Here is a 21,122-nt window from a genome sequence, read left to right on the forward strand (position 1 = left end):
CATGTCACATCCCTACGGCGGACGCAGCCACTACAGCGTCGTCATCGTCGGCGGCGGCCAGGCCGGCCTGTCGCTGAGCCACTGCCTGCAGCAGCGCGGCATCGACCATCTCGTGATCGAGAAGCGCAGCCTGGTGCACACCTGGCGCACGCAGCGCTGGGACTCGTTCTGCCTCGTCACGCCCAACTGGCAGTGCCAGTTGCCGGGCTGGGGCTACACCGGCGGCGATCCGCACGGCTTCATGGTCAAGGACCAGATCAACGAATGGCTCGCGGGCTTCGTCGAGCACGTGAAGGCGCCGGCCATCGAGGGCGTGACTGTCGAACGCGTATCGCGCGACGGCGAGCGCGGGCGCTTCAGCGTGCAGACCGACGCCGGCCTCTACACCGCCGACCAGGTGGTGGTGGCCTCCGGCGGCTACCACCGCCCCATCGTGCCGCGCCTGGCCGAGAAGCTGCCTGCGGGCGTGGCGCAGTTCCACTCGGCGCAGTACCGCAACCCGGCGCAGTTGCCCGAGGGCGCGGTGCTGGTGGTGGGCTGCGGCCAGTCGGGCGCGCAAATCGCCGAAGACCTGCACCTGGCCGGCCGCAAGGTGCACCTGGCCACCGGCAACGCACCGCGCTGCGCGCGCTTCTATCGCGGCCGGGAGGTGGTCGACTGGCTCGCCGACATGAAGTACTACGACATGCCCGTCACCGAGCATCCGCTGCGCGAAGGCGTGCGCGACAACACCAACCACTACGTGACCGGCCGCGACGGCGGGCGCGACATCGACCTGCGGCGCTTCGCGCTCGAAGGCATGGAGCTGTACGGCCTGCTGAGCGGCTTCGACGACGGCAGCTTCGAATTGCAGCCCAACCTGCGCGACAACCTCGACCAGGCCGACGGCACCTACAACCGCATCAACGCATCGATCGACAAGCACATCGCCGCGCAGGGCATCGAGGCGCCGCCGCCTTCGGTCTACATGCCGGTATGGGAGCCGCAGGAAGAACGCACGCGGCTCGACCTTGCCGCAGCGGGCATCACCAGCGTGGTGTGGTGCATCGGCTTCTCGCCGGATTTCGCATGGGTCGATGCACCGGTGTTCAACGGGCGCGGCGCGCCGGTGCACCTGCGCGGGATAACGAACGAGCCGGGGCTGTACTTTCTGGGGCTGCCCTGGCTGCACACGTGGGGGTCGGGTCGCTTCTCGGGTGTGGCTCGCGATGCCGAGTTTCTGGCCCAAGCCATTGCGCAGAGAAAAGAGGGACTGCGCGGCAGCGCCGATACCGCACCGCCCCCTGAATTGCGCGCAGCCTAGGCCTGCTGCGCTTCGGTCAGTGCCTGCGCCGCCACCACCGCCTCGGTGCGGTTGCGCACGTTCAGCGCGCGGAAGATGGCGGCCAGGTGGATCTTCACCGTGCCTTCGCTGATGCCCAGGCTGCGCCCGATCAGCTTGTTGGGCTTGCCCTGCGACAGCAGCTGCAGCACCTCGACCTGCCGCTCGGTCAGCACGTTGCGAAGGTGTTCCAGCGTCTGGCTGCCGGCACCGCCGCGCGACGGCGTCTCGACCGCCTGCGGTGCCACGCCCGCCACGATGCCGGGCGGCAGCGCGGTGAGCATCATCGGCGGCACGTACACGCCGCCGGCCAGCACCAGCCGCACCGCCGAGAGCATCACCTCGGGTGAATAGGCCTTGGGAATGAAACCGAGCACGCCGCGCTCCAGCGCGCTGCGCATGATGGCCGGGTCTTCGTAGCCAGACAGCACCATGACGGGCAGGGCCGGATGGCGCTGGCGGATCTGGTCGATGTGCGCCTGCCCGTCGGCGCCGGGCATGTTGAGGTCGATCAGGGCCAGGTCGAGGTCGTCGGAAGCACCCGCAAGCAGCTCGTCGACGCTCATCGCCAGAACGAACTCGATGCCGGGCTCCAGCTCCGACAACTTGGCTTTGACCGCCTCGATGACGAGCCGGTGGTCGTCGGCGATCAGGATTTTCATGTCTTTTTTCCCGTGCCCCAGCACGCGTTGAACTACCGGGTGCAGAAGATACCGGTGATTTCCCCGCACAGCAAGGCCACGGCCCCACCAACGGCATAGGCCCCAAGCGGTATGGCGCCCCCGCCGGCCCCTTTGAAACAATGAAGGCCTACTCGAAGGAACCGGGGACATAGGCATGTGCCATCGCTGCAGACGCCGGTACAAGGCATCCTTCGCAATGCACGCCTGAGCAGGCACCTCCATGGCTCGCCTGCTCGACTGCTTCTCCGGCTTCATCGCATACGGCCTCGCCCTCGATGCATCGGTCGCCGCCGGGCGCCCGATGCCCGCGCTCGCGACGGTGCAGCACAAGGCCATGCAGCTGCTCGACACTGCCCGCGCCGACGCCGCGGCTGCGGGCAAGCCCGCGCCGCAAGTCGAGTCGGCAGTATTCGCGATGGTGGCGTGGATCGACGAGATCCTCGCGCGCCACCCGGAAGCAACGGTGGGCGCGGGTGCCGGCAGCGGCCCCTCGCCGCTGCAGGCGCAGCTCTTCAACTCGAACAATGCGCACAGCGAGTTCTTCCACCACCTGTCGGCCCTGGGCGCGCAGGACAACGACGTGCGCGAGGTCTACTGGCACGCGCTGGTGCTGGGCTTCAAGGGCCAGTACTACTTCGAGGACGGCGACCAGGGCGAACTCGGAAAACTCAAAGACCTGCACGGCCGCCAGCTGCAGCTGCGCCCGCTCGCGGCCGACAGCCTGGCGCACGACCGCATCACGCCGCAGCCGTACAGCGTGCCCGACCCGCGAGGCCCCAACGACACGCACCGGCGCGACCGCGCGCTGCTGCGCGCCGGCGCGGCGCTCGCACTGCTGCTGCCGCTGCTCTACCTGCTGTGGCTGTGGTCCACCGGGCCGCCCACGGCCGGCTCCGGGCTGAGCCAGCGCATCGAGCAGCACCTGCAGACTTTCGCCTGTGCCGACCTCACGGCCACCGTGGACACGGAGGGCCGCACGCGCGTTTCCGGCTTCGTCTCGCTGCCCGGCGACCTGTCGCGGGTGGAGCGCGAAGTGATCATGGTGCCCGGCGTGAAATCGCCGAGCTTCGACGTCGGCCTGCGCGTGTGGCCGCACTGCGAGGTGTTCGCCATCCTCAAGCCCTACCAGGCGCGCAACCGCGAGCGGGCCTACGGGCTCGACATCGACTCGCCCTCCGCGCTCGAAGGCAAGCTGCGCGAAGGCGACCCGGTGCGCGTGCAGGTGGTGGCGCCGCGCCATGACAGCTACATCTGGGTCGACTACTACACGGCAGACGGCGCGGTCATGCACCTCAACGCCGGGCAGGCGCCCACCAGGCTGCAAGCGGGCGAAACACTGACGCTGGGACGCGAGATCCCTTCGAGCTGGCTCGTGAGCCCGCCCTTCGGCAGCGTGCTGATCACCGTGCTCTCGGCGCCGACGCCGTTCACCGAAACCGCCGACCGGCCGCCCTTCGAACTCGCGTCCGACTACCTGCTGCGGCTGCGAGAGACCGTCGCGGCCGGCAAGAACAGCGACCGGCTGATCGCCGACTTCGTGTTCCTGGAGACCGTGTCGCGATGACCGCCATGCTCCCGCACGACCATCGCTTCTGGCTGCTGCTGGTGCTGTGCCTCGCAGGCTTCGCGCTGCTGTGCGGCGTGGTGCGCGATGCCGGACGCGGAGCACGGCGCCGCGCGCTGCAGCGGCGCATCGAGGCGCTCGGCGCCCCCGCCTCGGAAGCCGGCGACACGGAGCTGGCCGCCGCCGCACTCAGGGAAGGCATGGCACAGGCACAGCAGGCCGTGAAGCGCAGCCGCCCGCGCGCGCCTGTTCCATGGTTCCTGTTCTTCGGCGATGCCGCCGCCAACCTGCCCGGCCTGCTTTCGGCGGCGCATGGCGAACGCCTGCCCGCGCACGAAGCAGGCGAAGCCAAGGCCGACGCCTGGTGGCACTGGTGGCTGACCGGCGCCACCGTGTCCGTCGAGATTCCCGCCTGCACGGTCGGCGAGGCCGCCGACACGCCAGCGCAGCGCGGCCTGTGGCTGCAGTCGCTGCTGGCACTGGCCGAGCGGCGCCATCGCCTGCCGCTCAACGGCATGGTCGCCTGCGTGTCCGCGCGCGACCTGCTGCATGCGGACGAGAGCGAGCTCGCGGCCCTGGCCGCGCGCATGCGCCGGCTGCTCGACGAGACCGGCGACACCCTGCGCCTGCAGATTCCCGCGTATCTCGTCGTCACCGGGCTCGAACAGCTCGCGGGCTATGCGGTGCTGCGCGACGCATTGCCTCCCGAAGTGCTGTCGCAGGCCGTGGGCCATCGCCTGACCGACGCCTCTGCCGTCATCGCCACGCCGCCGCGCGAACGGCTCGATGCGGTGTTCGATCCGCTCGCACGGCACCTGCATGCGCTGCGAATGAGCCTGCTGCACCGGCAGGCCAGCGCCGCGGACCGGCTCGCGGTGCATGAGTTCGTGGAGGCGGTGCGCGCGCTGCAGCCCGGGCTGCGCACCTTCGCACAGGTGCTGTTCGAGAACCACGGCAAGGGCACGCGCGCGCCGCGCTGGCGCGGCCTCTACCTGACGGCTGCGGCATCGCCTTCGCACGGTGTGGGAGCAGCCTTCGTGGATGACCTGTTCAGCCGCTTCCTGCCGGCCGATCAGCCACTGGTGCGGCCGGGCCGCCCGTCGCCCGCCGGCGCCACGGCCTGAGCAGGCTGGCCGCCTGTGGCGCTACTTCGCGTCGATGCGCATCTGCCGCGCACCGAGCAGCACGTCGAGCGACTGCGCCTTGCCGGTGGTGACGGGGCGCACCTCGCGCCAGCGCGCGCGGTCGAGATCGCGGAACGCCGCCATCACGCCGATGGCCTTGGCGTCGGGTGGCAGGTTGAAGTCGAGCTTCTTGCTTTCGCCGGGCCGCAGCAGCACTTCTTCGCGCTGCACGAGTTCGGCGCCGAGCGTGGCCTGGTCTTTCTCGAACAGCGAGAAGAAGTCGGCGCCCTCGAACGGGCCGGGCGACTTCAGCGCATACACGCGCACCGTGAGCGGCGAGGCGCGTCCGCGCGCATCGGGGTTGGCGTCGGGGCCCGCCGTGAGCGAGACCGCGACGGTCGTCACCACCGGCTTGCTCGCGCATCCCATGAGCGAAAGACCCGCTGCAGCAAGGCCAAGAACGGCGATGCGACGCCGCGGCAATGCAGCGGAGTAGCTCTCATAGGACGAATGGTGTGTACCCAGCGTGCGCATGCTATTCCCTTCGTTGCATTGACCGGTCAAGACGCATCTTTGATTATCACCAGCCAACTTCAACAGGCAATATGCTGAACAACCAACTTGCCGCCGCACTGCTCACGCCCATCGGCGAAGCATCGCCGTGCGGCGACGACCTGGAGTACGACGCGGACTTCACCGCGCTCGTCTCGGCCGCGCAAGGCAAGCCGGAGCAGCAGTTCGGCGACACGGTGATTCCCGCGGTCGAGCCCGAGTGGCGCGAAGTCGCCGAGCAGTCCGACGCCATTCTTCGCCGCAGCAAGGACGTGCGCGCCGCGGTGCTGCTGCTGCGCGCCGCCACGCGCTTGCAGGGCGTTGTTGGTTTCGCCGCGGGGCTGCGCCTGCTGACCGACCTGCTCGACAGTTTCTGGGACGGCATACATCCAAAGCTCGATGCTGACGACGACAACGATCCGACGATGCGCCTGAACGCGCTCGCGCCGCTGACCGACGAAGGCATGGGCCTGCGCGACCTGTACGACGCGCAGGTCGGCATGGCGCGCGGCGTCGGGCCGATCCGCGTGCGCGACATCGCCATTGCGCACAACACGCTCACCGCCGTCGGCGGCGAGGCCGCGTATTCCATGGCGCAGGTCCAGGGCGGGCTCGAAGCCATACAGGCCGAGCGGCCCGAGGCCATACAGGCTGCCGTAGAAGTGCCCGCGCTGATCGAGCGCCTGCACAGGCTCATCGTCGATCGCACCGGGCGTGCCGACGCGGTCGACTTCGACGCGCTGCGCGGCATCGGCCGCGTGCTGCGCAAGGCCTGCACTGCCGCCAGCGGCGCACCGGCAGATGCCGCGGGCGCGGCTACCGGCGAGGGCGATGCGGGCGCGCAGGACGCAAGCGCCACGGCCGCACATCCCGCAGCCCCGCGCGGCGAGATCCAGAACCGCCAGGACGCGGTGCAGATGCTCGACCGGGTGATCCGCTACCTCGAGCAGGCCGAGCCCGGCAACCCAGCGCCGCTGCTGATCGAGCGCGCGAAGAAGCTCATCGGCGTGAGCTTCCTCGAGATCATGGCCAACCTCGCGCCCAACGCGATGGACACCATCGAGACGGTCACGGGCCGACGCCCTTCCGAATGAGCAAACGCCATCTCGCACCAGACACCCGTCCCATCCCCACCCGCAAGGAGCATCTTCCATGGCCAAGAGCAGTCAGAAATTCATCGCCCGCAACCGGGCGCCCCGGGTCCAGATCGAATACGACGTGGAGCTGTACGGAGCCGAGAAGAAGGTACAGCTGCCCTTCGTGATGGGCGTGCTGGCCGACCTGTCGGGCAAGCCCGCCGACCCGCTCGCGCCGGTGGCCGAGCGCAAGTTCCTGGAGATCGACGTCGACAACTTCGACTCGCGCATGAAGGCGATGAAGCCGCGCGCCGCGTTCGCGGTGGAGAACTCGCTCACAGGCGAAGGCGACCTGAAGGTGGAGCTCACCTTCGAGAACATGGAAGATTTTTCGCCCGCCGCCGTGGCCCGCAAGGTGGGCGCGCTGAACAAGCTGCTCGAGGCGCGCACCCAGCTGTCGAACCTCGTCACCTACATGGACGGCAAGGGCGGCGCCGAAGACCTGCTGGCCAAGGTGCTCGAAGACCCGGCCCTGCTGCAGACGCTGGCCGCGAGCAAGAAGCCCGAAGACGGCAGCACGCCCGCCGCCTGACGACGCCCCCCATCCGAGCAAACGAGGAGTACACAACCATGGCCGAAGCACTCGAACAGAGCGCGCTGAAAGATGTCGCGTACGCGGGCAGCGACTTTTCGTCGCTGCTGCAGAAGGAATTCAAGCCGCGCAGCGACGAAGCCAAGAGCGCCGTCGAGGCCGCCGTGCTCACGCTGGCGCAGCAGGCACTGAGCAACAGCACCGTCATCGGCAAGGACGTGACCAAGTCGATCCAGGCCATGATCGCCGCGATCGACGCCAAGCTCACCGACCAGGTGAACAAGATCATCCACCACCCCGACTACCAGAAGCTCGAGAGTGCGTGGCGCGGCCTGCACTACATGGTGAACAACACCGAGACCGACGAGAACCTGAAGATCCGCGTGATGGACATCTCCAAGACGGATCTGGCCAAGAGCCTGAAGAAGTTCAAGGGCGCGGCCTGGGACCAGAGCCCGATGTTCAAGAAGATCTACGAGCAGGAGTACGGCCAGTTCGGCGGCGAGCCCTTCGGCGCGCTGGTGGGCGACTATCACTTCGACCAGAGCCCGCCCGATGTGGAACTGCTCGGCGAGATGGCCAAGATCGCCGCTTCGGCGCACGCGCCGTTCATCACCGGCGCAAGCCCCAACCTGATGCAGATGGAGTCGTGGCAGGAGCTCGCCAACCCGCGCGACCTGACCAAGATCTTCCTCACGCCCGAGTACGCCGGCTGGCGCAGCCTGCGCGAGTCGGACGACTCGAAGTACATCGGCATGTGCATGCCGCGCTTCCTGGCTCGCACGCCCTACGGCGCCAACACCAACCCGGTGGAAGAGTTCGACTTCGAGGAAGACACCGCCGGCGCCGACCACAACAAGTACGCCTGGGCCAATGCGGCCTACGCTATGGCGACCAACATCAACCGTTCATACAAGCTCTACGGCTGGGGTTCGCGCATCCGCGGCATCGAGTCGGGCGGCGCGGTGGAGAACCTGCCGCTGCACACCTTCCCGAGCGACGACGGCGGCGTGGACCAGAAGTGCCCCACCGAGATCGCCATCAGCGACCGGCGCGAGGCCGAACTCTCGAAGGCCGGCCTGCTGTCGATGATCCACCGCAAGAACTCCGACTTCGCGGCCTTCATCGGCGCCCAGTCGCTCAACAAGCCGGCCGAGTACGACGACCCCGATGCCACGGCCAACGCCAACCTGGCGGCGCGCCTGCCCTACCTCTTTGCCTGCAACCGTTTTGCGCACTACCTCAAGTGCATCGTGCGCGACAAGATCGGCAGCTTCAAGGAGCGCGAGGACATGCAGCGCTGGCTCAACAAATGGATCATGAACTACGTGGACGGCGATCCGGCCAACTCCTCGGAAATCACCAAGTCGCAAAAACCCCTGGCTGCCGCCGAGGTGGTCGTCGAGGAAGTGGAAGGCAACCCGGGCTACTACACGTCCAAGTTCTTCCTGCGCCCGCACTACCAGCTCGAAGGCCTCACGGTTTCGCTGCGCCTGGTGTCGAAGCTGCCTTCCGCCAAGGGCGGCGCATGAAAAACAGCCCGAACTTTTCTTGAAATTCCGGCTTCCGTTTCGTTCTATCAACAGCTGCCGCGCATCGGTCTTCACTACAGGCCGCCGGCAGCCCGGGTAACCGTCTGGATCATCATCAACCGCCCGAACGCAATCGGGTTCCAAGGAGTAGGAACATGTCTTCTGACTTTCACATCAAGCTCGACGGCGTAAAGGGCGAGTCTTCCCACAAGGATCACAAGGACGAGATCGAGATTTCGTCGTGGTCCTGGAACGTGAGCAACTCGTCGGGCGCGGGCTCGGGCGGCGGTTCGGGCAAGGGCAAGGCCACGCCCGGCGAGTTCCACTTCACGCACACCTACGACAAAGCCTCTCCGGTGCTGGCCAAGAACTGCGTGAGCGGCAAGCACTTCAAGGACATGGTGCTGACCTGCCGCAAGGCCGGCGAAGGCCAGCAGGAGTACCTGAAGGTCACCATGAAGGAGGTCTTCATCTCCGGCGTGAGCCCCGGCGGCGCGCAGGGCGGCGACGTGCATGAGCAGGTGCTCTGCTCCTTCAAGGACATCGAGTTCGCCTACAAGGCGCAGGACGACAAGGGCGCGGCTGGCGGCGAAGTGAAGTTCGGCTGGAACGTGCCGACCACCGAAACCCGCTGACGGGCGACGGCCACGCCAAAGTGCGGCATCGGGCGCGCAAGTGCCCGGGCCTGTCCCGACGTGTCCTCACCGGAGAAATGCCATGGCATTCAGCACCACATTCATCGGCTCGAGCGGCAATCCGCGCACGGCCTACAACATCGACTGGTCCGTCGGCCTGATCGGCTCCAACACGCGCGAAGACGTGATGCTGGTGCAGGCGCTGTTCAGGATCTTCTACTACGAACTGCTCGGCTTCAACGACGGTTTCGATCCACCGCCCGGGGAGAACGAAGTGATCGTCGTGGACGGCCAGAAAGGTCCGATCACGCAGAAGCACATCGTGCACTTCCAGGAACAGGCGATCGCGCGCGGACAGAACTTGAAGCCGGACGGCATCTTCGATCCGTACCGGGCGCCGGGCGCGAGCAGCACGATCAGCAAGACGCGCTACGCACTCGACCTGCTCAACAACGGCTGCGCCAACCTCTGCGACGCGCAGGGTATCGACAACTACAACAACTTGCCGAACCGGCAGGACATGCCGCTGTTGCTGCGCAGCGCGCTGAAGCGGGTCAAGAAGACGGCCAACAAGTACACCTACGTCGCGCCGGTGGTCGTTCCGTCCACGGGTGGCGCCTGACCGGCTGCCAGCCTGCTGTTGCGGCAACGGCCAAGGCCTGAAGCACCCGTCCGCCGGACGAGCGCTTCAGGCCTTTTGTTTTCCGGGGGAAGAGTCAGGAATCGGTCGACGCGGCACTCTCGGGCATCAGCCGGGTCACGTCGTCCTCGTCGTCCTCGATCACCCACAGCGTCAGCGCCGTGTAGTTGTCGTAGCCCGGCTTGGCGTTGGCCTTGACTTGCGCATCGATCAGCTCGGTCCATTGGGTGGGCGTGCGCGAGGCGTGCAGCGTGTCGATCAGGCACTCGTCACCGAGCGGCTCCCACACACCGTCGCTGCAAAGCAGCAGCACGTCGCCGGGCAAGAGGCGCATGCGGTCCGACACCGCGATGTCGGGCGCCTCCTCGACCGAGCCCAGCGCCGACAGCAGCATGTTGCGCTGCGGATGCAGCCGCGCACCCTCTTCGTCGAGCATGCCGCCGGCCACCATCTGCTGCACCAGGCTGTGGTCGGTGGTGCGCGCCACGATGGCGCCGCCGCGGAACAGGTAGGCCCGGCTGTCGCCGCTGTGCACCCAGGCGAGCGCATGGTCTTCCAGGTCGATGGCCGCGAACACGATGGTCGAGCGCATGCCCGCGAGCTTGCCGCCCTCGGCCTGGCGCGCCACCACGTCGAGGTTGGCCTGCTCCACCAGCCGGCGCAGCGTGGCTTCGTCCAGCCCCGGTGCGGCCGAGAAGCCGCCCAGCATGCTGCCGCGAGCGGTGGCCGCCGCCACGTCGCCGCCGCCATGGCCGCCAGCGCCGTCGGCCACCAGGCAGGCGACATGGCGCTCGTCGTGCCAGTGGCCATGCACGTCCTCGTTGTAGGTACGGCCGCCTTGCCGGGAGAGCGTGACGATTTCGATTTCCAAGCGGGGTGCCTCGCGAATGCTGCGGTTGTCGTTGTTGCTGCCGTGTTTTTCTTCTTCAGGCGTCCGACTTCAGGCGCGCCATCTGCTCTTCGTAGGCCTGCAGGAAGGCCTTGCCGAAGAGGCTGTGGAAGTCGTCCTCCGCCTCGCTCGCGATGCCGCCGTACAGCGACACGAACTGGTCCCATAGCCTGGCCTTGCGGTTGGCGCTGAAGAGCGCGTCGAGCGCGGTCTTGGCGCTGATCTTCTTCTCCAGCTCCGCCGGCTCGAAGCGCGCGATGACATGGGCCAGCGCCGCGCGCATGCCCACCATCACGCCGAACTGATGCGCGCGCAGGTCGTCGAAGGCGTCGCGCATCGCGGCCTCGGGCGGCATGAAGCCGCGCACGCCGGGCCCCAGCAGGTGCGCGAGCGCGACCTCGACCGTGGGCGAGAACTTCAGCGGGTTGTTGGCCTGCGCCGCGATCATCGTGACCTCGGCGCGCACCTCGCGCTTGAACTCCTGGCGCGTGAGCAGCAGCTGCAGCGTGCCTTCGGTGGCGCTGCGCAGCATCGAGCCGATGCGCTCCATGAGGCCGGGCGTGAGCATGTCGGGCGGCTGGTGCGTGCTGGCCAGGCCGCGCAGGAAGGCGGCGAGCAGTTCGTCGTCGCTCGCCGCGCGCCTGGGCGCAGGTGGTGCGACCGGGACGGGCGCCACAGGAGGCGCGGGCGGCTCGAAGGGCTTGCCTGAACTCTCGGGGCCGCTGATGCGTATGGGCTGGCCGGTCATGTCGTCGAAGTTCGCGACCGGCTGCACGGGCGCCGGGCTGCTGATCGCCTTCGGCGGCGTGAAGCCGAACTGGTCGATCGGCAGGTGGTCCGCGCGCGCTGGCGGCGTGGCAGGCGCGGCGCGCTGCAGCGCGGCCAGCGGATCGGCGTCCGATGCGGTGTTGGGCTGCAGCAGCGGATCGGCCAGCGGCGACAGCGCGAGCGGATCGCCGCCGATGCCGCCGCCACCGCCGTGCATGCCGCCGAAGAGATCGTCGATGCCCGAGGCCTTGCCGTGCGCGGGCGGCGCGCCGAGGTCGGAGAAATCGTCGAGCGCGCCCAGGCCGGCCACGGGTGTCGATGACGACGTGGATCCGAGCAGGTTCGCGAAAGGATCGATCTGCGCGGCCTGCGCGTTGCGCGAACCGCTTTCCATCGGGTCGGGGAACAGCAGCGATTCAGGCGGTGCCGCTGCAGGGGCCGGGGCGGGCGCTGCGGCTGGCGCGGCCGGCGGCGCGAGGCCCGCGAGCAAGTCGGCGAAGGGGTCGTCGCTCGTCGGCGCAGCAGGCGCGGCCGCAGAGCCCCCCAGCACGGTGTTCGGGATGGCCAGCGACGGCGGCGCGGCGGCGGCCGTCACGCGCACCGTGAGCTCGAAGCTGCCCACCACCAGCCGTGCGCCATCGGTCAGCGCGGCTTCCTTGCCCGAGCCCAGCGACACGCCGTTGCACTGCATCGGGTTGCTGCCCCGGTCGATGACGAAGTACTGCCCGTCGCGGCACAGCACTTGCGCATGCACGCGCGAGACGGTGCGATCGGGGTCGTCGAGCACCAGCGTGTTGGTGTCGGCCCGGCCGATGGTGCCGCCATTGGGGCCGAAGTCCGCGGCAATGGCCTGCCCCGCCGGAGCGCCTTGCCGGGTGATGACAGCGATATGGATCATGAATCGGCCCCCGAAGGCTCTGTGCCTGAATGCGCCCGAACAAACTCGCAAGGAGTATTCATTCCGTGGGGCATGTTGGCAATCTCGCCTAAAGAGGTATGCCGTCGCCGAGCCAGCGCTGCTGCCGCCACGCCGGCGCGCTGGTTGCGAACAGCGGCGCGCCCGCGTCGAGCAGCGCAAGGTGCAGCGCCGCTGCCACGCGCTGGCGCTGGAAGCCCTCACGCAGTACACCAGAGCAGCTGTCGGGCGAGACCGGCTGCCCCATGAAGAGCCGCACGCCGGGGGCGAAGCGTGCGCCGTTCTGCTGCCACCATGCGCGGATCTTGTCGATGTCGGGCCAGGGCAAGGCGATGTCCTCGGGCAGCTCCACGTTGTCGTCATCGGGGTCGTCGGTCGGCCCGTCCTCGAAGCCGTCGGGCGGCGGAACCTCCATCTGCGCGAGGTTGAAGTCCACGCCCGTGATGGTCACGAAGGCCTCGGCCGCGATGCGCGCCGTGGCCGGCTGCGCCATCTGCTCGATGAGCCAGGGCACGTAGCGCGCGTCGCCGATGAAGCCCGAGCCGATGATGCGCAGGCGCTGCGCCTCGGGCAGTGCCGCGCTGTCGAGCAGCAGCGCGTGGCCCGGTGCCGGCTCCATCGCCTGCAGCGCGAGCTGGAACGCGCGCGGCTGGCGCGGCCCGCTCTTCAGCGCGAAGGCCGAGAGCACGTCCAGCGCCTGTGCCCTGTCACCGAGCAGCACCGCCGCCCACGCGGCCCAGAAGCGCAGCTCGGGCTTGGCCTCTCCGAGCAGCGACCGGGCCTGCGGCAGCAGGTCGGCACGGCCCAGCTCGCCGGCTGCACGCAGCGCGCGGATGCACACGCTGTCTGGCGCACCCGCGAGCAGCTGCCCAAGCAATGCGCCAGGATCGCGTCGATGCAGCGCGCAGGCCGCCACACCGAGCTTCTGCCGCAACGGCGAGGCGTCTTCGAGCAAGGCCTTGACGCGGCCGCCAAGATACTTCGGCTCGACCCAGCCCAGCGCGGAGACCAGGCCGGGCACGACCTCGGGCAGGTCCTTGGCGCGCTCGACCAGATCGTCGAAGCGGGAATCGACCGCCTCGATGGCGAGCACTGCGGCGACGAAGAAGTCTTCGGGGCCTTCGTTGTCGGTGAGCGACAGGGCATGCTGCCAGCCTTCATCGCCGGCTACGCGCAAGCCGTCGATGTGGGCGGCGAGGCGTTCGTCGAGGTCGGCGAATTGCTGGGGCGAGTAATTGGGGGCGTGGACTGCGCTGTCGCGTTGGAGCCAGAGGAAGGAGGCTTCGTCGGCGTGCTCGGCGACAACGGAAGACAGCGTGTCGGAGTCCACGGGCAAGCTCCTATTCGAAGTGCAGCCGCACGATGGGCAGTGTCTCGTGCCAGGCGCAGCACAGATTGACGATCAGATCCCATGCCTGTGCGTCCGCGTTGTCCCAGATCCATTCGTAGTAGTGGATGGTGCGCGGATCGTTGAACATGGCTTGCGCACCGCTGACTTCCACCGCATCGTCAGGGTCGGATCGATACGCAAGCGTCAACGCGTCCCACAACGCAAGGGTTTCGAGCAGGCCCTGCCCGACCTCAGGCTGCACCGGCAGTGCGAATTCGATCTCGACCAGCAAGGCATGGTTACCACCCAGGTTCTCCGGGAACTCAACGGCAAACGGCGGTTCCTCCGGAGCGGCCGGACGCACGCCTCTCTCGCTCAGCAAGTCAAGCTCGCGCTGGCCCAGCATGGCACGCGCCGCGTGGAAAAAGACTTCGTGCTGACGGCAATCCGCCAGCATGCCACCCAGCACATCCAAGGCCGCAACAGGGAGATCCACGACTTGCAGCCGCGCCTGCAACGACATGCCGGCGGCGCGAAGCTCGGCAGGCACAGAAGGAAGCCGCCTCCCCGGGAAGAAGAACCCCGCATCGACCGCATCGAGAAAGACGCGAACGCGCCGCTCCACGAGCCCGACCGATCCTTCCGGGCCGTGCTCCAGCATGGCCTGGAGCAGAACCGGGCCGCTGTAGCGCTCAGACGAAGAAGCGTCGAAGCCAGTCATGGGCCGCCTCCTCGGACATGCCTTTGATGAATATCTGGTCCAGCGCCTCGTCGGGCGCGACCACATGTGCGACAAGCTTGCCCACGGCGCCATAGATCGGCACGGTCTCTTGCCGATTCACGTCACCGATCTGCGGCGCATCGCCGGCGCGCAAGATCACGCCGGCCTTGCCGAGCGCAAGCGCGGACACCCCCAAGGGGGCACTTCGCTCAAGGGCTGCCAGACCGCCAAGCGCCGCCGCCGCATCGGCGCCGAGGAAGGTCAACCAATTGACGGCCGCGACACCATGCAGCGCTCCATTCGACATGCGCAAGGCGTCGCCGTAGCCGAGGCCCGGATACCGCAGCATCAGCGGTATCGACCATTGGAGGACTTTCCGATCCACCAGTGAATCCGCGTCCTCCCAGAGCAAAGAGTAGCCGGCATATCCACTGTGAAGCGGGAGTTCGGCAAGCGCCTCCCGGGCCAGCGCGATCACCTGCTCGGGATGGTCTCCCCACTCGACGGGGAGCGCCATGCGCAGCACAAAGCGCGACGGATCCAAGGGTCCGGCCAACGACATCCTTATCGCGGGCGACTGAATCTGGCCGGCCTTTTTGCCCGAATGCGCTCGGTGGCTCAGTATTTTGGTTGCGAGCATGTCCGGGTCCGAAAACCAGTGATTCGGTCCCTCAGTCGCCTTGGCATCCTGAACGCGGAAGCGCTTCATGTCGCCAGTGCGATAGAAACGCTGCTGATTGCCAAAGGCGTCCATGTAAGCGCGCAGAAATCGCGCAAGGCCCGCTCCAATGTTCTCGGGCAAGCCGTAGGCAAATGCGACGATTTCGACGCAGGGCGTCGCCAAGCTCTCGCCATCGTCCGTCAGGGTGAACAGGGACTCATCCATAAATTTTCCTTTCAGGTACACAGGCAGTCGGCGTCTTTGGCGTCCTTTGCCCCTTTTTTCCTGACCTTCATCTCCGTCAGCTTCTTGTCCGTCTCCGGGTGTGTTTTTCGCAGAATGTCTTGATTGTCCGTAGGCGAGTCATTGGGAAACTTCACCTCGACGATATGTTTCACATCGGCGAGTGTCAGCGCCTTTTTCCCAACGGCTACCCCTGCCTCGAGCAGGATGATGTCCCACCTGGCTTTTCCAAGACTACTGCTGACATCCTTGCCATATCTGCCGATGAGTTTCCCAGCATTCGACTGCGAGACCTCCGTGAGCAGGCCCGGCCTGCCACCGCGCACACCGGCGACCTTGGGATCGATGATGTCGCGCATGCGGCGCTGGTATTGGTCAGTGGAAGTCTTCCCTGGCGGTAGTTTGGCGTCAGCCGCTTCCTTGTCTTTCAAGGCCTGGCACGCGGCTTCGCAAAGCTCTTGCGCCAGGGCGGCATCCCCCAAAGCATCGATCAGCGGCTGCTGCGCAACCCCGCCCAGATTCGCCGCGTTCTCGGAGTTGTGGAACATCTTGTCCGTGAGCCGGGCCGTGTTCTTGCCGTCCATCTTCACGTCGAAGGAGTAGAGGATCCAGGTCGCCTCCTTCATGAAGGTGCTGGACTTCACGCCCCCCGCCACACCTGCGTTGTCGCCGTTGGAAATGGCGAACTTCGAACCCTTGTTCGCGGCCATCGCCTTGTCGCCTTTGACGGTGCTGGTGCCGCTCGACAGCGTGATCGAGTTGGCGATGTTCGGATAAGGGACCGGCACTGGCCCCCCGGGGCTGGGCGTCTTGCACACGTCGGGGATGGTCGCGGTGCTGATGCCGATGCTGAACTTGTGGACCAGCGTGAGACTGGTGCCGTTGACCCTGATGGTGAGCGGCATGACTCAGCCTCCCACCGGTTCAGCGCAGCGCACCAGCAACGCCCCGCGTTCGCCCGACTCGGAACTGCCCCATACCATCGACAGTGGCCCTTTGGCGTAGCGCTTGCGATTGGCGATGACAGCCAGCGCCATGTGCAGCGGCGAACCCGCCGCACCCACGTCACCCCAGCAATCGGCTGGCGCGATGAAATCCGACGCCGCGCGAAAGTGTTCTCCGTTGCGCAGCGCGGCAAAGCCGAACTCGTCGGCTCGGTAGGGCTCTCCGTTGAGATCGCAGAACACGTTGTGCACTTGCTCGCCAGGCGCAAGGGCCCGCAGCGCGGCGCGGAAGGCCTGGGTCAAGCCCTCGCCAATGCACACCGTGTCCGTCTTGATGAGCCTGGACTCGATGCCGATGCCAACCGACACCAGTTCGCCCAGCGGCACGATGCCGCTCAGCTGCGCCATACGCGGCGTGCCAAGCAGCACCGCGCCAGCGGCCTCACCGGGGATGAAGCCCCATGCATTGTTGAGCGGGCCGCCGCCGTGGAGTTGATCGCAGGCTTCGACCCATTCGAGCGTCTCGGGTGCGATGTACGAGTCGGTGCCCGCCACCACACATGCATCGAAGGCATCACGCGCGCAACCAGCCTCGGCGGCAGCCACGGCCATGTGGCCTGCTGCATGGCCGACTTCGAAGCGCGCGATGCGGGCGAATCGATCCCCCATGCGCTCCCGTATTGCCTGCAATACATCATCGGCCAAGCCATCAGGCTGCCCGGGGCGCGGCGGCGGCAGCGCCAGTGCAAGGCCGATGCGCGGCGACACGTTTCCGCCAAGCTGCGTCAACGGTGCCAACGCCTCGTCGATGGCCGGCAGCAGCAGAGCGCCCAGGCGCGCGGCACCGTCGAGGCCCACGTCGAGCCAGGGCGCTCGCGCGATACGCATCGCCTCGCCGGCCGTGTCGACCATGTACGGGTGCTCGGAGAAGCCACACACACCGGCGCGCACGGCTGCGGCGCTAGCCCACACATTGCGTCCTATCGGCGTGCTGGCGCCGAGCCCCAGGATCTGCAACGCGTTGCCGGCCATGCTCAGGCCTCCACCGCCTGCTCGGGCACAGCCTCGCCCAGTCGCAGCAGCCGTTTCTCGAAGATGCGCGTCTTCAGCAGTTTATGAACCTTGGGATGGCAAGGCAGCGCGCTGTGCCAGACCAACGAAACGCGCATCACTGCCGGCTCGAGAATCACCGTGTGTAACTGCGGCCGCTCATGCAGCACCTGCGTGCCGTCGGAGAAGAAGGTTTCGAAGCCCAGCAGTACACGAGGCAGCGAGAAGCGGATCTGCGGCTGCGGCGCCAGATGCACCAGCACCACCGGCTCTCCGCCCACAAGAAACTGCGGCGCCTGCTGGTCCCCCGGCGCGCACTGGTAATGCCGGTCATCGAAATCCACCGGCAACAGCGGCAACCTGTCGCGCTGCCAAGCTTCGTCGTACGTCCCCGCAAACCCCGCGCGCGGCTGCCAGTGATTGCACAGCGGCCCGAAGCCCGCAGGCTCGGGCCTGTCGCTCCACGCCTGTACGCATTGATCCGGGTACTCGATATTCGGCAGCCGCACGCCTTGCGCATGCGCCGCCTCCATCACGAAGCCCGTGCCCACCGGATTGCGCACGTCGAACTGCGGCAACGGCGCGTCACGCGTCCACGGATCGACGCCGCCGTATGCGCGCTCCCACACCAGCGGCATGACGGTGAAAGGCTCGGGCTCCGATGGCGCGCCGCCGAGCCACACGCGGTCGCCGGTCACGCGCAGGCGCTTGGCGATCGGGCCGACGCGCAGGCCCACGTCGAGCTGCGTCACGGGCACGCCGCCGGGCGCATGCGCATTGCCGATCAACAGCACGTCGGTCGTCTGCTTGGTGCGCACCAGGTCCATCTCGTAGAGCAGGCTGGGCCGGGGCGCGGCCTCGTCGACGAAGACGGGCGCCTGCGCGACAGGTGCTTGCTCGGGGGCAACGCTCGTCTCGCCATCGGGCGAAATATCGAAGCTGCACTTCACCGCCACGAGCCAGATCTCCGCTGCGTCCCGGTCGCGCACCCAGGTGCGTTCGGCGGCATAGGGTGTGCGGTTTTCGAGCTGCCACATGGCGTGTGTCTCGTTCGTCAGTTGATGCCCACGTAGGCACCCTTGACGCGGTTGGCACCGCGCGAGCGCGTGAGCACGTAATTGCCGTTGATCAGCACCTTGCCCGCGCGCGTGAGCACGATGCTGGCGTCACCGCAGCGCAACTCGATGCGCTCGCGCCCCTGCAATACGACGCGCTCGCCATCCACGCACGCGTCGAGCACAGGCGGTGCCTCTGTGCGCAGCGGCTGCACGCGCCCGACGATGACCGGGTGCCGCGCCTCGCCCTGCTCGAAGGCCACGACGATGGCCGCACCGGCATCGCCGGGCGCCAGGCCTACCGTCGAGAGCGCCTGCACCGGCGCCATGCCTTCGCCCAGCGTGACCAGGAAGCGCCCCTCGGCATCGAAGCCGGCAAAGGCAGCCACCGCCACGCCCTGGCCCGACAGCTTCGACCAGGCCGCCACGCTGTGCAGCACGCTGCGCGCGCTCCGGAGATCGGTGTGGTCTTCCACGGCTCAGTCCTCCCCCAGGTTGGAGCCCTTGATCTTGATCGAGCCGCCGGCCTTGAACGACGCGGTGCCGTCGGCCTTGATGGTGATCTTGGCGCCCTTGATGGTGATGCCGCTGGCGTTCATGACGATCTTGCTTCCGCCCGCCTTGAGCATGATGGTGGGCGCCTCGACCATGCAGATCGCGCCCGCCTTGATCTTGATCGGCCCCTTCGATGTCTCGGCGATCACCGCCGCCGAGAGCTTGTGCGGGCCGCCGACCGAGATCGACTGCAGCGCACCCACGTTCACCTTCTGCACGCCGCCCACGCTCACCATCTGCGCACCGCCCACCGACACGGTCTGCACGCCGCCCACGTTGATGGCCTCGCCCGCGCCCACGCTGTGCATGCGGCCCGCCCCCACGGTGTGCGCCTCGGCCACCGAGATGGTGGTGGTCTGCATGCCGTTGACGGTGTGGCTGCGCCCGCCGGTCACGGTCACGGTCTCGCCGCCGTTCACGGTCTCGGTGCGATGGCCGGTGATGGTGATGGTCTCGGTGCCGCCCACGGTCTCGCCACGGTTGGAGCCTATGGAGATGGTCTGGTCGACGCCCACGTGCTGCGTCTGGTTGTTGCCCACGCTCTCAGAATCGTCCACGTCGACGATGTCGGTGCGGCTGTTGTGCACGGTGGTCGTCTGGTTGTGCTCCACCGTGGTGTTCATGTCGTACTGGCCGTGGATGGTCACCTTCTCCTTGCCGGCGGTGTCGTCCATCGACAGTTCGTTGTAGCCCTTGCCCTTGTGCGTGTTCGACTTGATGCCGCTCACCACGGCGCCGGCCGGCAGGCCGAAGGGCGCCATCGATTCGCCGTTGTAGAAGCGGCCCACGATGATGGGCTGGTCGGGGTCGCCATCCAGGAAATCGACGATGACTTCCTGGCCGATGCGCGGAATGCTGACCGCGCCCCAGCTCTTGCCGGCCCAGGGGTGCGACACGCGCACCCAGCATGAGCTGTTCTCGTCGTTCTTGCCGTAGCGGTCCCAGTGGAACTGCACCTTCACGCGGCCGTGCTCCTCGGTCCAGATCTGCTCGCCGCTGCGGCCGGTGACGATGGCGCTCTGCGGGCCGGGCATGGTCACGCGCGGCGTCAGGCGCGGCGGGCGCCAGGGCGTGTTCAGCGGAATCACCGTGAGCAGGAAGCTGCTGCTCGCGCGCTGGCCGGTGCTCAGCGCCGGCGTCTCCGCGATCAGGTCGCCCACCAGTTCGCCCAGCCCGGTGTTGACGGGGTCGTCGGCCAGCGCGTCGTGCAGCACGACGTCGATCGAACGCCGGCTCTCGGGAAAGTTCGCGCCCTCGTAGCCGGGGTGGCTCGCGACGAAGGTGCAGGCCGCGATCAGGTAGTCGCCGTCGCGCTTGCCGTCGGGGTCGCCCTTGAACGCGAAGCTGCGCCCGGCCGTCACGTCGGGCCAGCCGGTCAGAGCCCAGTGGCGCTGGCGCCGGCCGATGAGTTCGTCGAGCCGCAGCTGCGCGAGGTTGTCGGTGTCGTCGCCCGACTGATAGCCGCCCGGGAACTCGAACACTTCGAGGTCCGACAGCTCGTGCGTATCGGGGTCGCCCTTGTCGGCGCGCAGCTGCTTGCTGATGACCTTGAAGTCCCGGTCGCGCGACGCGAACTTGCCCGATTCGAACTGGCGCGAGCTGATCCAGCGCGTGATCTCGTTGAAGCGCCCTTCCGATGCGCCGCGCTCGACGTGGCTCAGCGTGTCGGCAACGGGCAGCTTCTCGTGCGCCAGCGTGCTGGTGTCCGAAAGGTACAGGGTGCCCGGCGCGTCGTGCGCGTCGAACCAGTAGTAGATGCCCTCTTCTTCCAGAAGGCGCGAGAGGAACTGGTAGTCGCTCTCCCGGTACTGCACGCAGTACACGTGGGGCTCATGGGGGCCGACCACGCCGCCCGCCTTGAGCTTCTTGAGGCTGCCGACGGGGCTGTCGTCGAGCACCGCATCGATCACGCCCAACACCGGCTTGTTCTGCAGGATGCGTGCGTTGACGCGCTTGCTCAGCAGCCAGAACCACGAGCGCAGGCTGATGCGGTATTCGAGGAAGCGCCCGCTCTGTGCCACGCGCGTGAAGCGCACGGCATGCCCCTGGCAGTGCCGCTTGTGGGTGCCGCCGTCGGCATCGGCGAACTCGATCACGACGTCGAAGGAGCGGCCCAGCACGTCTGCGGCATCGATGCTTTCGTTGTCGGTCAGCACGGTGAGTTCGTAGGCCGACGGGCGCGCCAGCACCTCGTGGCCCACGATGCGCCAGAACATGAGCTTGTCGACTACGGGCGAATCGCCCTGGATGCTGAACTTGTGATCGGCCATG

At 67.6% G+C, this 21,122-nt stretch carries 20 protein-coding genes; 8 read left to right on the plus strand and 12 right to left on the minus strand.

Annotated features, from left to right (window positions below; all coding sequences use genetic code 11):
• The first annotated feature begins 1 nt into the window (after position 1).
• Positions 2 to 1,303: an MSMEG_0569 family flavin-dependent oxidoreductase gene (locus ACQY8B_RS21125; RefSeq protein WP_422088491.1), complete on the plus strand. Its 1,302-nt coding sequence runs from the start codon at positions 2 to 4 to the stop codon at positions 1,301 to 1,303.
• Here ACQY8B_RS21125 and ACQY8B_RS21130 read toward each other — a convergent pair.
• A complete protein-coding gene (locus ACQY8B_RS21130) occupies positions 1,300 to 1,983 on the minus strand; it encodes a LuxR C-terminal-related transcriptional regulator (RefSeq protein ID WP_422088492.1) in 684 nt (227 codons plus the stop codon). The genes ACQY8B_RS21125 and ACQY8B_RS21130 overlap by 4 nt on opposite strands.
• Positions 1,984 to 2,224: 241 nt before the next feature.
• Here ACQY8B_RS21130 and ACQY8B_RS21135 point away from each other — a divergent pair, with 241 nt between their 5' ends.
• Positions 2,225 to 3,568: a DotU family type IV/VI secretion system protein gene (locus ACQY8B_RS21135; RefSeq protein ID WP_422088493.1), complete on the plus strand. Its 1,344-nt coding sequence runs from the start codon at positions 2,225 to 2,227 to the stop codon at positions 3,566 to 3,568.
• The gene (locus ACQY8B_RS21140) at positions 3,565 to 4,692 is read left to right on the plus strand and encodes a type VI secretion system protein (RefSeq protein ID WP_422088494.1); all 1,128 of its coding nucleotides are present in this window, start codon (positions 3,565 to 3,567) and stop codon (positions 4,690 to 4,692) included. Before ACQY8B_RS21135 ends, ACQY8B_RS21140 begins: the two co-directional genes overlap by 4 nt.
• Before the next feature lie 21 nt (positions 4,693 to 4,713).
• Here ACQY8B_RS21140 and tssJ read toward each other — a convergent pair whose 3' ends face one another.
• Positions 4,714 to 5,226, minus strand: a complete 513-nt coding sequence (tssJ, locus tag ACQY8B_RS21145) for a type VI secretion system lipoprotein TssJ (RefSeq protein WP_428744983.1) — start codon at positions 5,224 to 5,226, stop codon at positions 4,714 to 4,716.
• A 71-nt stretch (positions 5,227 to 5,297) separates the two neighbouring features.
• On the opposite strand from tssJ, the gene tssA reads away from it, so the two are divergent.
• From tssA to ACQY8B_RS21170, 5 genes are all read left to right on the plus strand, one after another.
• Entirely contained in the window at positions 5,298 to 6,338 is a 1,041-nt protein-coding gene (gene tssA / locus ACQY8B_RS21150; protein ID WP_422088496.1) for a type VI secretion system protein TssA, read from the plus strand.
• Positions 6,339 to 6,396: 58 nt separating this feature from the next.
• Complete coding sequence (gene tssB, locus ACQY8B_RS21155) at positions 6,397 to 6,912, plus strand: type VI secretion system contractile sheath small subunit (RefSeq protein ID WP_422088497.1); 516 nt, start codon at positions 6,397 to 6,399, stop codon at positions 6,910 to 6,912.
• A gap of 38 nt (positions 6,913 to 6,950) precedes the next feature.
• Complete coding sequence (tssC, locus tag ACQY8B_RS21160; protein ID WP_422088498.1) at positions 6,951 to 8,444, plus strand: type VI secretion system contractile sheath large subunit; 1,494 nt, start codon at positions 6,951 to 6,953, stop codon at positions 8,442 to 8,444.
• Positions 8,445 to 8,599: 155 nt separating this feature from the next.
• Positions 8,600 to 9,079, plus strand: coding sequence for an Hcp family type VI secretion system effector (locus ACQY8B_RS21165; RefSeq protein WP_081268470.1), 480 nt, complete (start codon positions 8,600 to 8,602; stop codon positions 9,077 to 9,079).
• A gap of 82 nt (positions 9,080 to 9,161) precedes the next feature.
• Positions 9,162 to 9,701 carry a peptidoglycan-binding domain-containing protein gene (locus ACQY8B_RS21170; RefSeq protein WP_422088499.1) on the plus strand — a complete coding sequence of 180 codons (540 nt, stop codon included), beginning with the start codon at positions 9,162 to 9,164 and terminating at the stop codon, positions 9,699 to 9,701.
• A gap of 94 nt (positions 9,702 to 9,795) precedes the next feature.
• Here the strand turns inward: ACQY8B_RS21170 and ACQY8B_RS21175 are convergent, their stop codons facing one another.
• From ACQY8B_RS21175 to ACQY8B_RS21220, 10 genes are all read right to left on the minus strand, one after another.
• Positions 9,796 to 10,590 carry a PP2C family protein-serine/threonine phosphatase gene (locus tag ACQY8B_RS21175; RefSeq protein ID WP_422088500.1) on the minus strand — a complete coding sequence of 265 codons (795 nt, stop codon included), beginning with the start codon at positions 10,588 to 10,590 and terminating at the stop codon, positions 9,796 to 9,798.
• 55 nt (positions 10,591 to 10,645) lie between these two features.
• Complete coding sequence (gene tagH, locus ACQY8B_RS21180) at positions 10,646 to 12,274, minus strand: type VI secretion system-associated FHA domain protein TagH (RefSeq protein WP_422088501.1); 1,629 nt, start codon at positions 12,272 to 12,274, stop codon at positions 10,646 to 10,648.
• 88 nt (positions 12,275 to 12,362) lie between these two features.
• Positions 12,363 to 13,622, minus strand: a complete 1,260-nt coding sequence (locus tag ACQY8B_RS21185; RefSeq protein WP_422088502.1) for a TIGR02270 family protein — start codon at positions 13,620 to 13,622, stop codon at positions 12,363 to 12,365.
• Positions 13,623 to 13,632: 10 nt separating this feature from the next.
• Positions 13,633 to 14,343: a hypothetical protein gene (locus ACQY8B_RS21190; RefSeq protein ID WP_422088503.1), complete on the minus strand. Its 711-nt coding sequence runs from the start codon at positions 14,341 to 14,343 to the stop codon at positions 13,633 to 13,635.
• Positions 14,315 to 15,229, minus strand: a complete 915-nt coding sequence (locus tag ACQY8B_RS21195; RefSeq protein WP_422088504.1) for a type VI immunity family protein — start codon at positions 15,227 to 15,229, stop codon at positions 14,315 to 14,317. Before ACQY8B_RS21195 ends, ACQY8B_RS21190 begins: the two co-directional genes overlap by 29 nt.
• Before the next feature lie 11 nt (positions 15,230 to 15,240).
• Positions 15,241 to 16,152, minus strand: coding sequence for a DUF4150 domain-containing protein (locus tag ACQY8B_RS21200; RefSeq protein ID WP_422088505.1), 912 nt, complete (start codon positions 16,150 to 16,152; stop codon positions 15,241 to 15,243).
• A 3-nt stretch (positions 16,153 to 16,155) separates the two neighbouring features.
• Positions 16,156 to 17,223, minus strand: a complete 1,068-nt coding sequence (locus tag ACQY8B_RS21205) for a hypothetical protein (protein ID WP_422088506.1) — start codon at positions 17,221 to 17,223, stop codon at positions 16,156 to 16,158.
• Between the two features lie 2 nt (positions 17,224 to 17,225).
• Positions 17,226 to 18,278, minus strand: a complete 1,053-nt coding sequence (locus ACQY8B_RS21210) for a DUF2169 family type VI secretion system accessory protein (RefSeq protein ID WP_422088507.1) — start codon at positions 18,276 to 18,278, stop codon at positions 17,226 to 17,228.
• 17 nt (positions 18,279 to 18,295) lie between these two features.
• On the minus strand, positions 18,296 to 18,772 hold the full coding sequence (locus ACQY8B_RS21215; protein WP_422088508.1) for a DUF6484 domain-containing protein: 477 nt from the start codon (positions 18,770 to 18,772) through the stop codon (positions 18,296 to 18,298).
• Between the two features lie 3 nt (positions 18,773 to 18,775).
• Positions 18,776 to 21,121 (minus strand): type VI secretion system Vgr family protein, encoded by a 2,346-nt coding sequence (locus tag ACQY8B_RS21220; RefSeq protein WP_422088509.1) that lies wholly within the window; start codon positions 21,119 to 21,121, stop codon positions 18,776 to 18,778.
• Between the last annotated feature and the right edge of the window lies 1 nt (position 21,122).

Source organism: Variovorax sp. (assembly GCF_965279555.1).
Lineage (GTDB): Bacteria > Pseudomonadota > Gammaproteobacteria > Burkholderiales > Burkholderiaceae_C > Variovorax.

Bases quoted from the DNA above. Each gene is read 5' to 3' on its own strand.
- ACQY8B_RS21130 (WP_422088492.1), bottom strand. From the start codon at position 1,983: ATGAAAATCCTGATCGCCGACGACCACCGGCTCGTCATCGAGGCGGTC.
- ACQY8B_RS21195 (WP_422088504.1), bottom strand. From the start codon at position 15,229: ATGGATGAGTCCCTGTTCACCCTGACGGACGATGGCGAGAGCTTGGCG.
- ACQY8B_RS21135 (WP_422088493.1), top strand. From the start codon at position 2,225: ATGGCTCGCCTGCTCGACTGCTTCTCCGGCTTCATCGCATACGGCCTC.
- tssJ (WP_428744983.1), bottom strand. From the start codon at position 5,226: ATGCGCACGCTGGGTACACACCATTCGTCCTATGAGAGCTACTCCGCT.
- ACQY8B_RS21220 (WP_422088509.1), bottom strand. From the start codon at position 21,121: ATGGCCGATCACAAGTTCAGCATCCAGGGCGATTCGCCCGTAGTCGAC.
- tssC (WP_422088498.1), top strand. From the start codon at position 6,951: ATGGCCGAAGCACTCGAACAGAGCGCGCTGAAAGATGTCGCGTACGCG.
- ACQY8B_RS21125 (WP_422088491.1), top strand. From the start codon at position 2: ATGTCACATCCCTACGGCGGACGCAGCCACTACAGCGTCGTCATCGTC.
- tssB (WP_422088497.1), top strand. From the start codon at position 6,397: ATGGCCAAGAGCAGTCAGAAATTCATCGCCCGCAACCGGGCGCCCCGG.
- ACQY8B_RS21210 (WP_422088507.1), bottom strand. From the start codon at position 18,278: ATGTGGCAGCTCGAAAACCGCACACCCTATGCCGCCGAACGCACCTGG.
- tagH (WP_422088501.1), bottom strand. From the start codon at position 12,274: ATGATCCATATCGCTGTCATCACCCGGCAAGGCGCTCCGGCGGGGCAG.
- ACQY8B_RS21200 (WP_422088505.1), bottom strand. From the start codon at position 16,152: ATGCCGCTCACCATCAGGGTCAACGGCACCAGTCTCACGCTGGTCCAC.
- ACQY8B_RS21170 (WP_422088499.1), top strand. From the start codon at position 9,162: ATGGCATTCAGCACCACATTCATCGGCTCGAGCGGCAATCCGCGCACG.
- ACQY8B_RS21190 (WP_422088503.1), bottom strand. From the start codon at position 14,343: ATGACTGGCTTCGACGCTTCTTCGTCTGAGCGCTACAGCGGCCCGGTT.
- tssA (WP_422088496.1), top strand. From the start codon at position 5,298: ATGCTGAACAACCAACTTGCCGCCGCACTGCTCACGCCCATCGGCGAA.
- ACQY8B_RS21140 (WP_422088494.1), top strand. From the start codon at position 3,565: ATGACCGCCATGCTCCCGCACGACCATCGCTTCTGGCTGCTGCTGGTG.
- ACQY8B_RS21205 (WP_422088506.1), bottom strand. From the start codon at position 17,223: ATGGCCGGCAACGCGTTGCAGATCCTGGGGCTCGGCGCCAGCACGCCG.
- ACQY8B_RS21165 (WP_081268470.1), top strand. From the start codon at position 8,600: ATGTCTTCTGACTTTCACATCAAGCTCGACGGCGTAAAGGGCGAGTCT.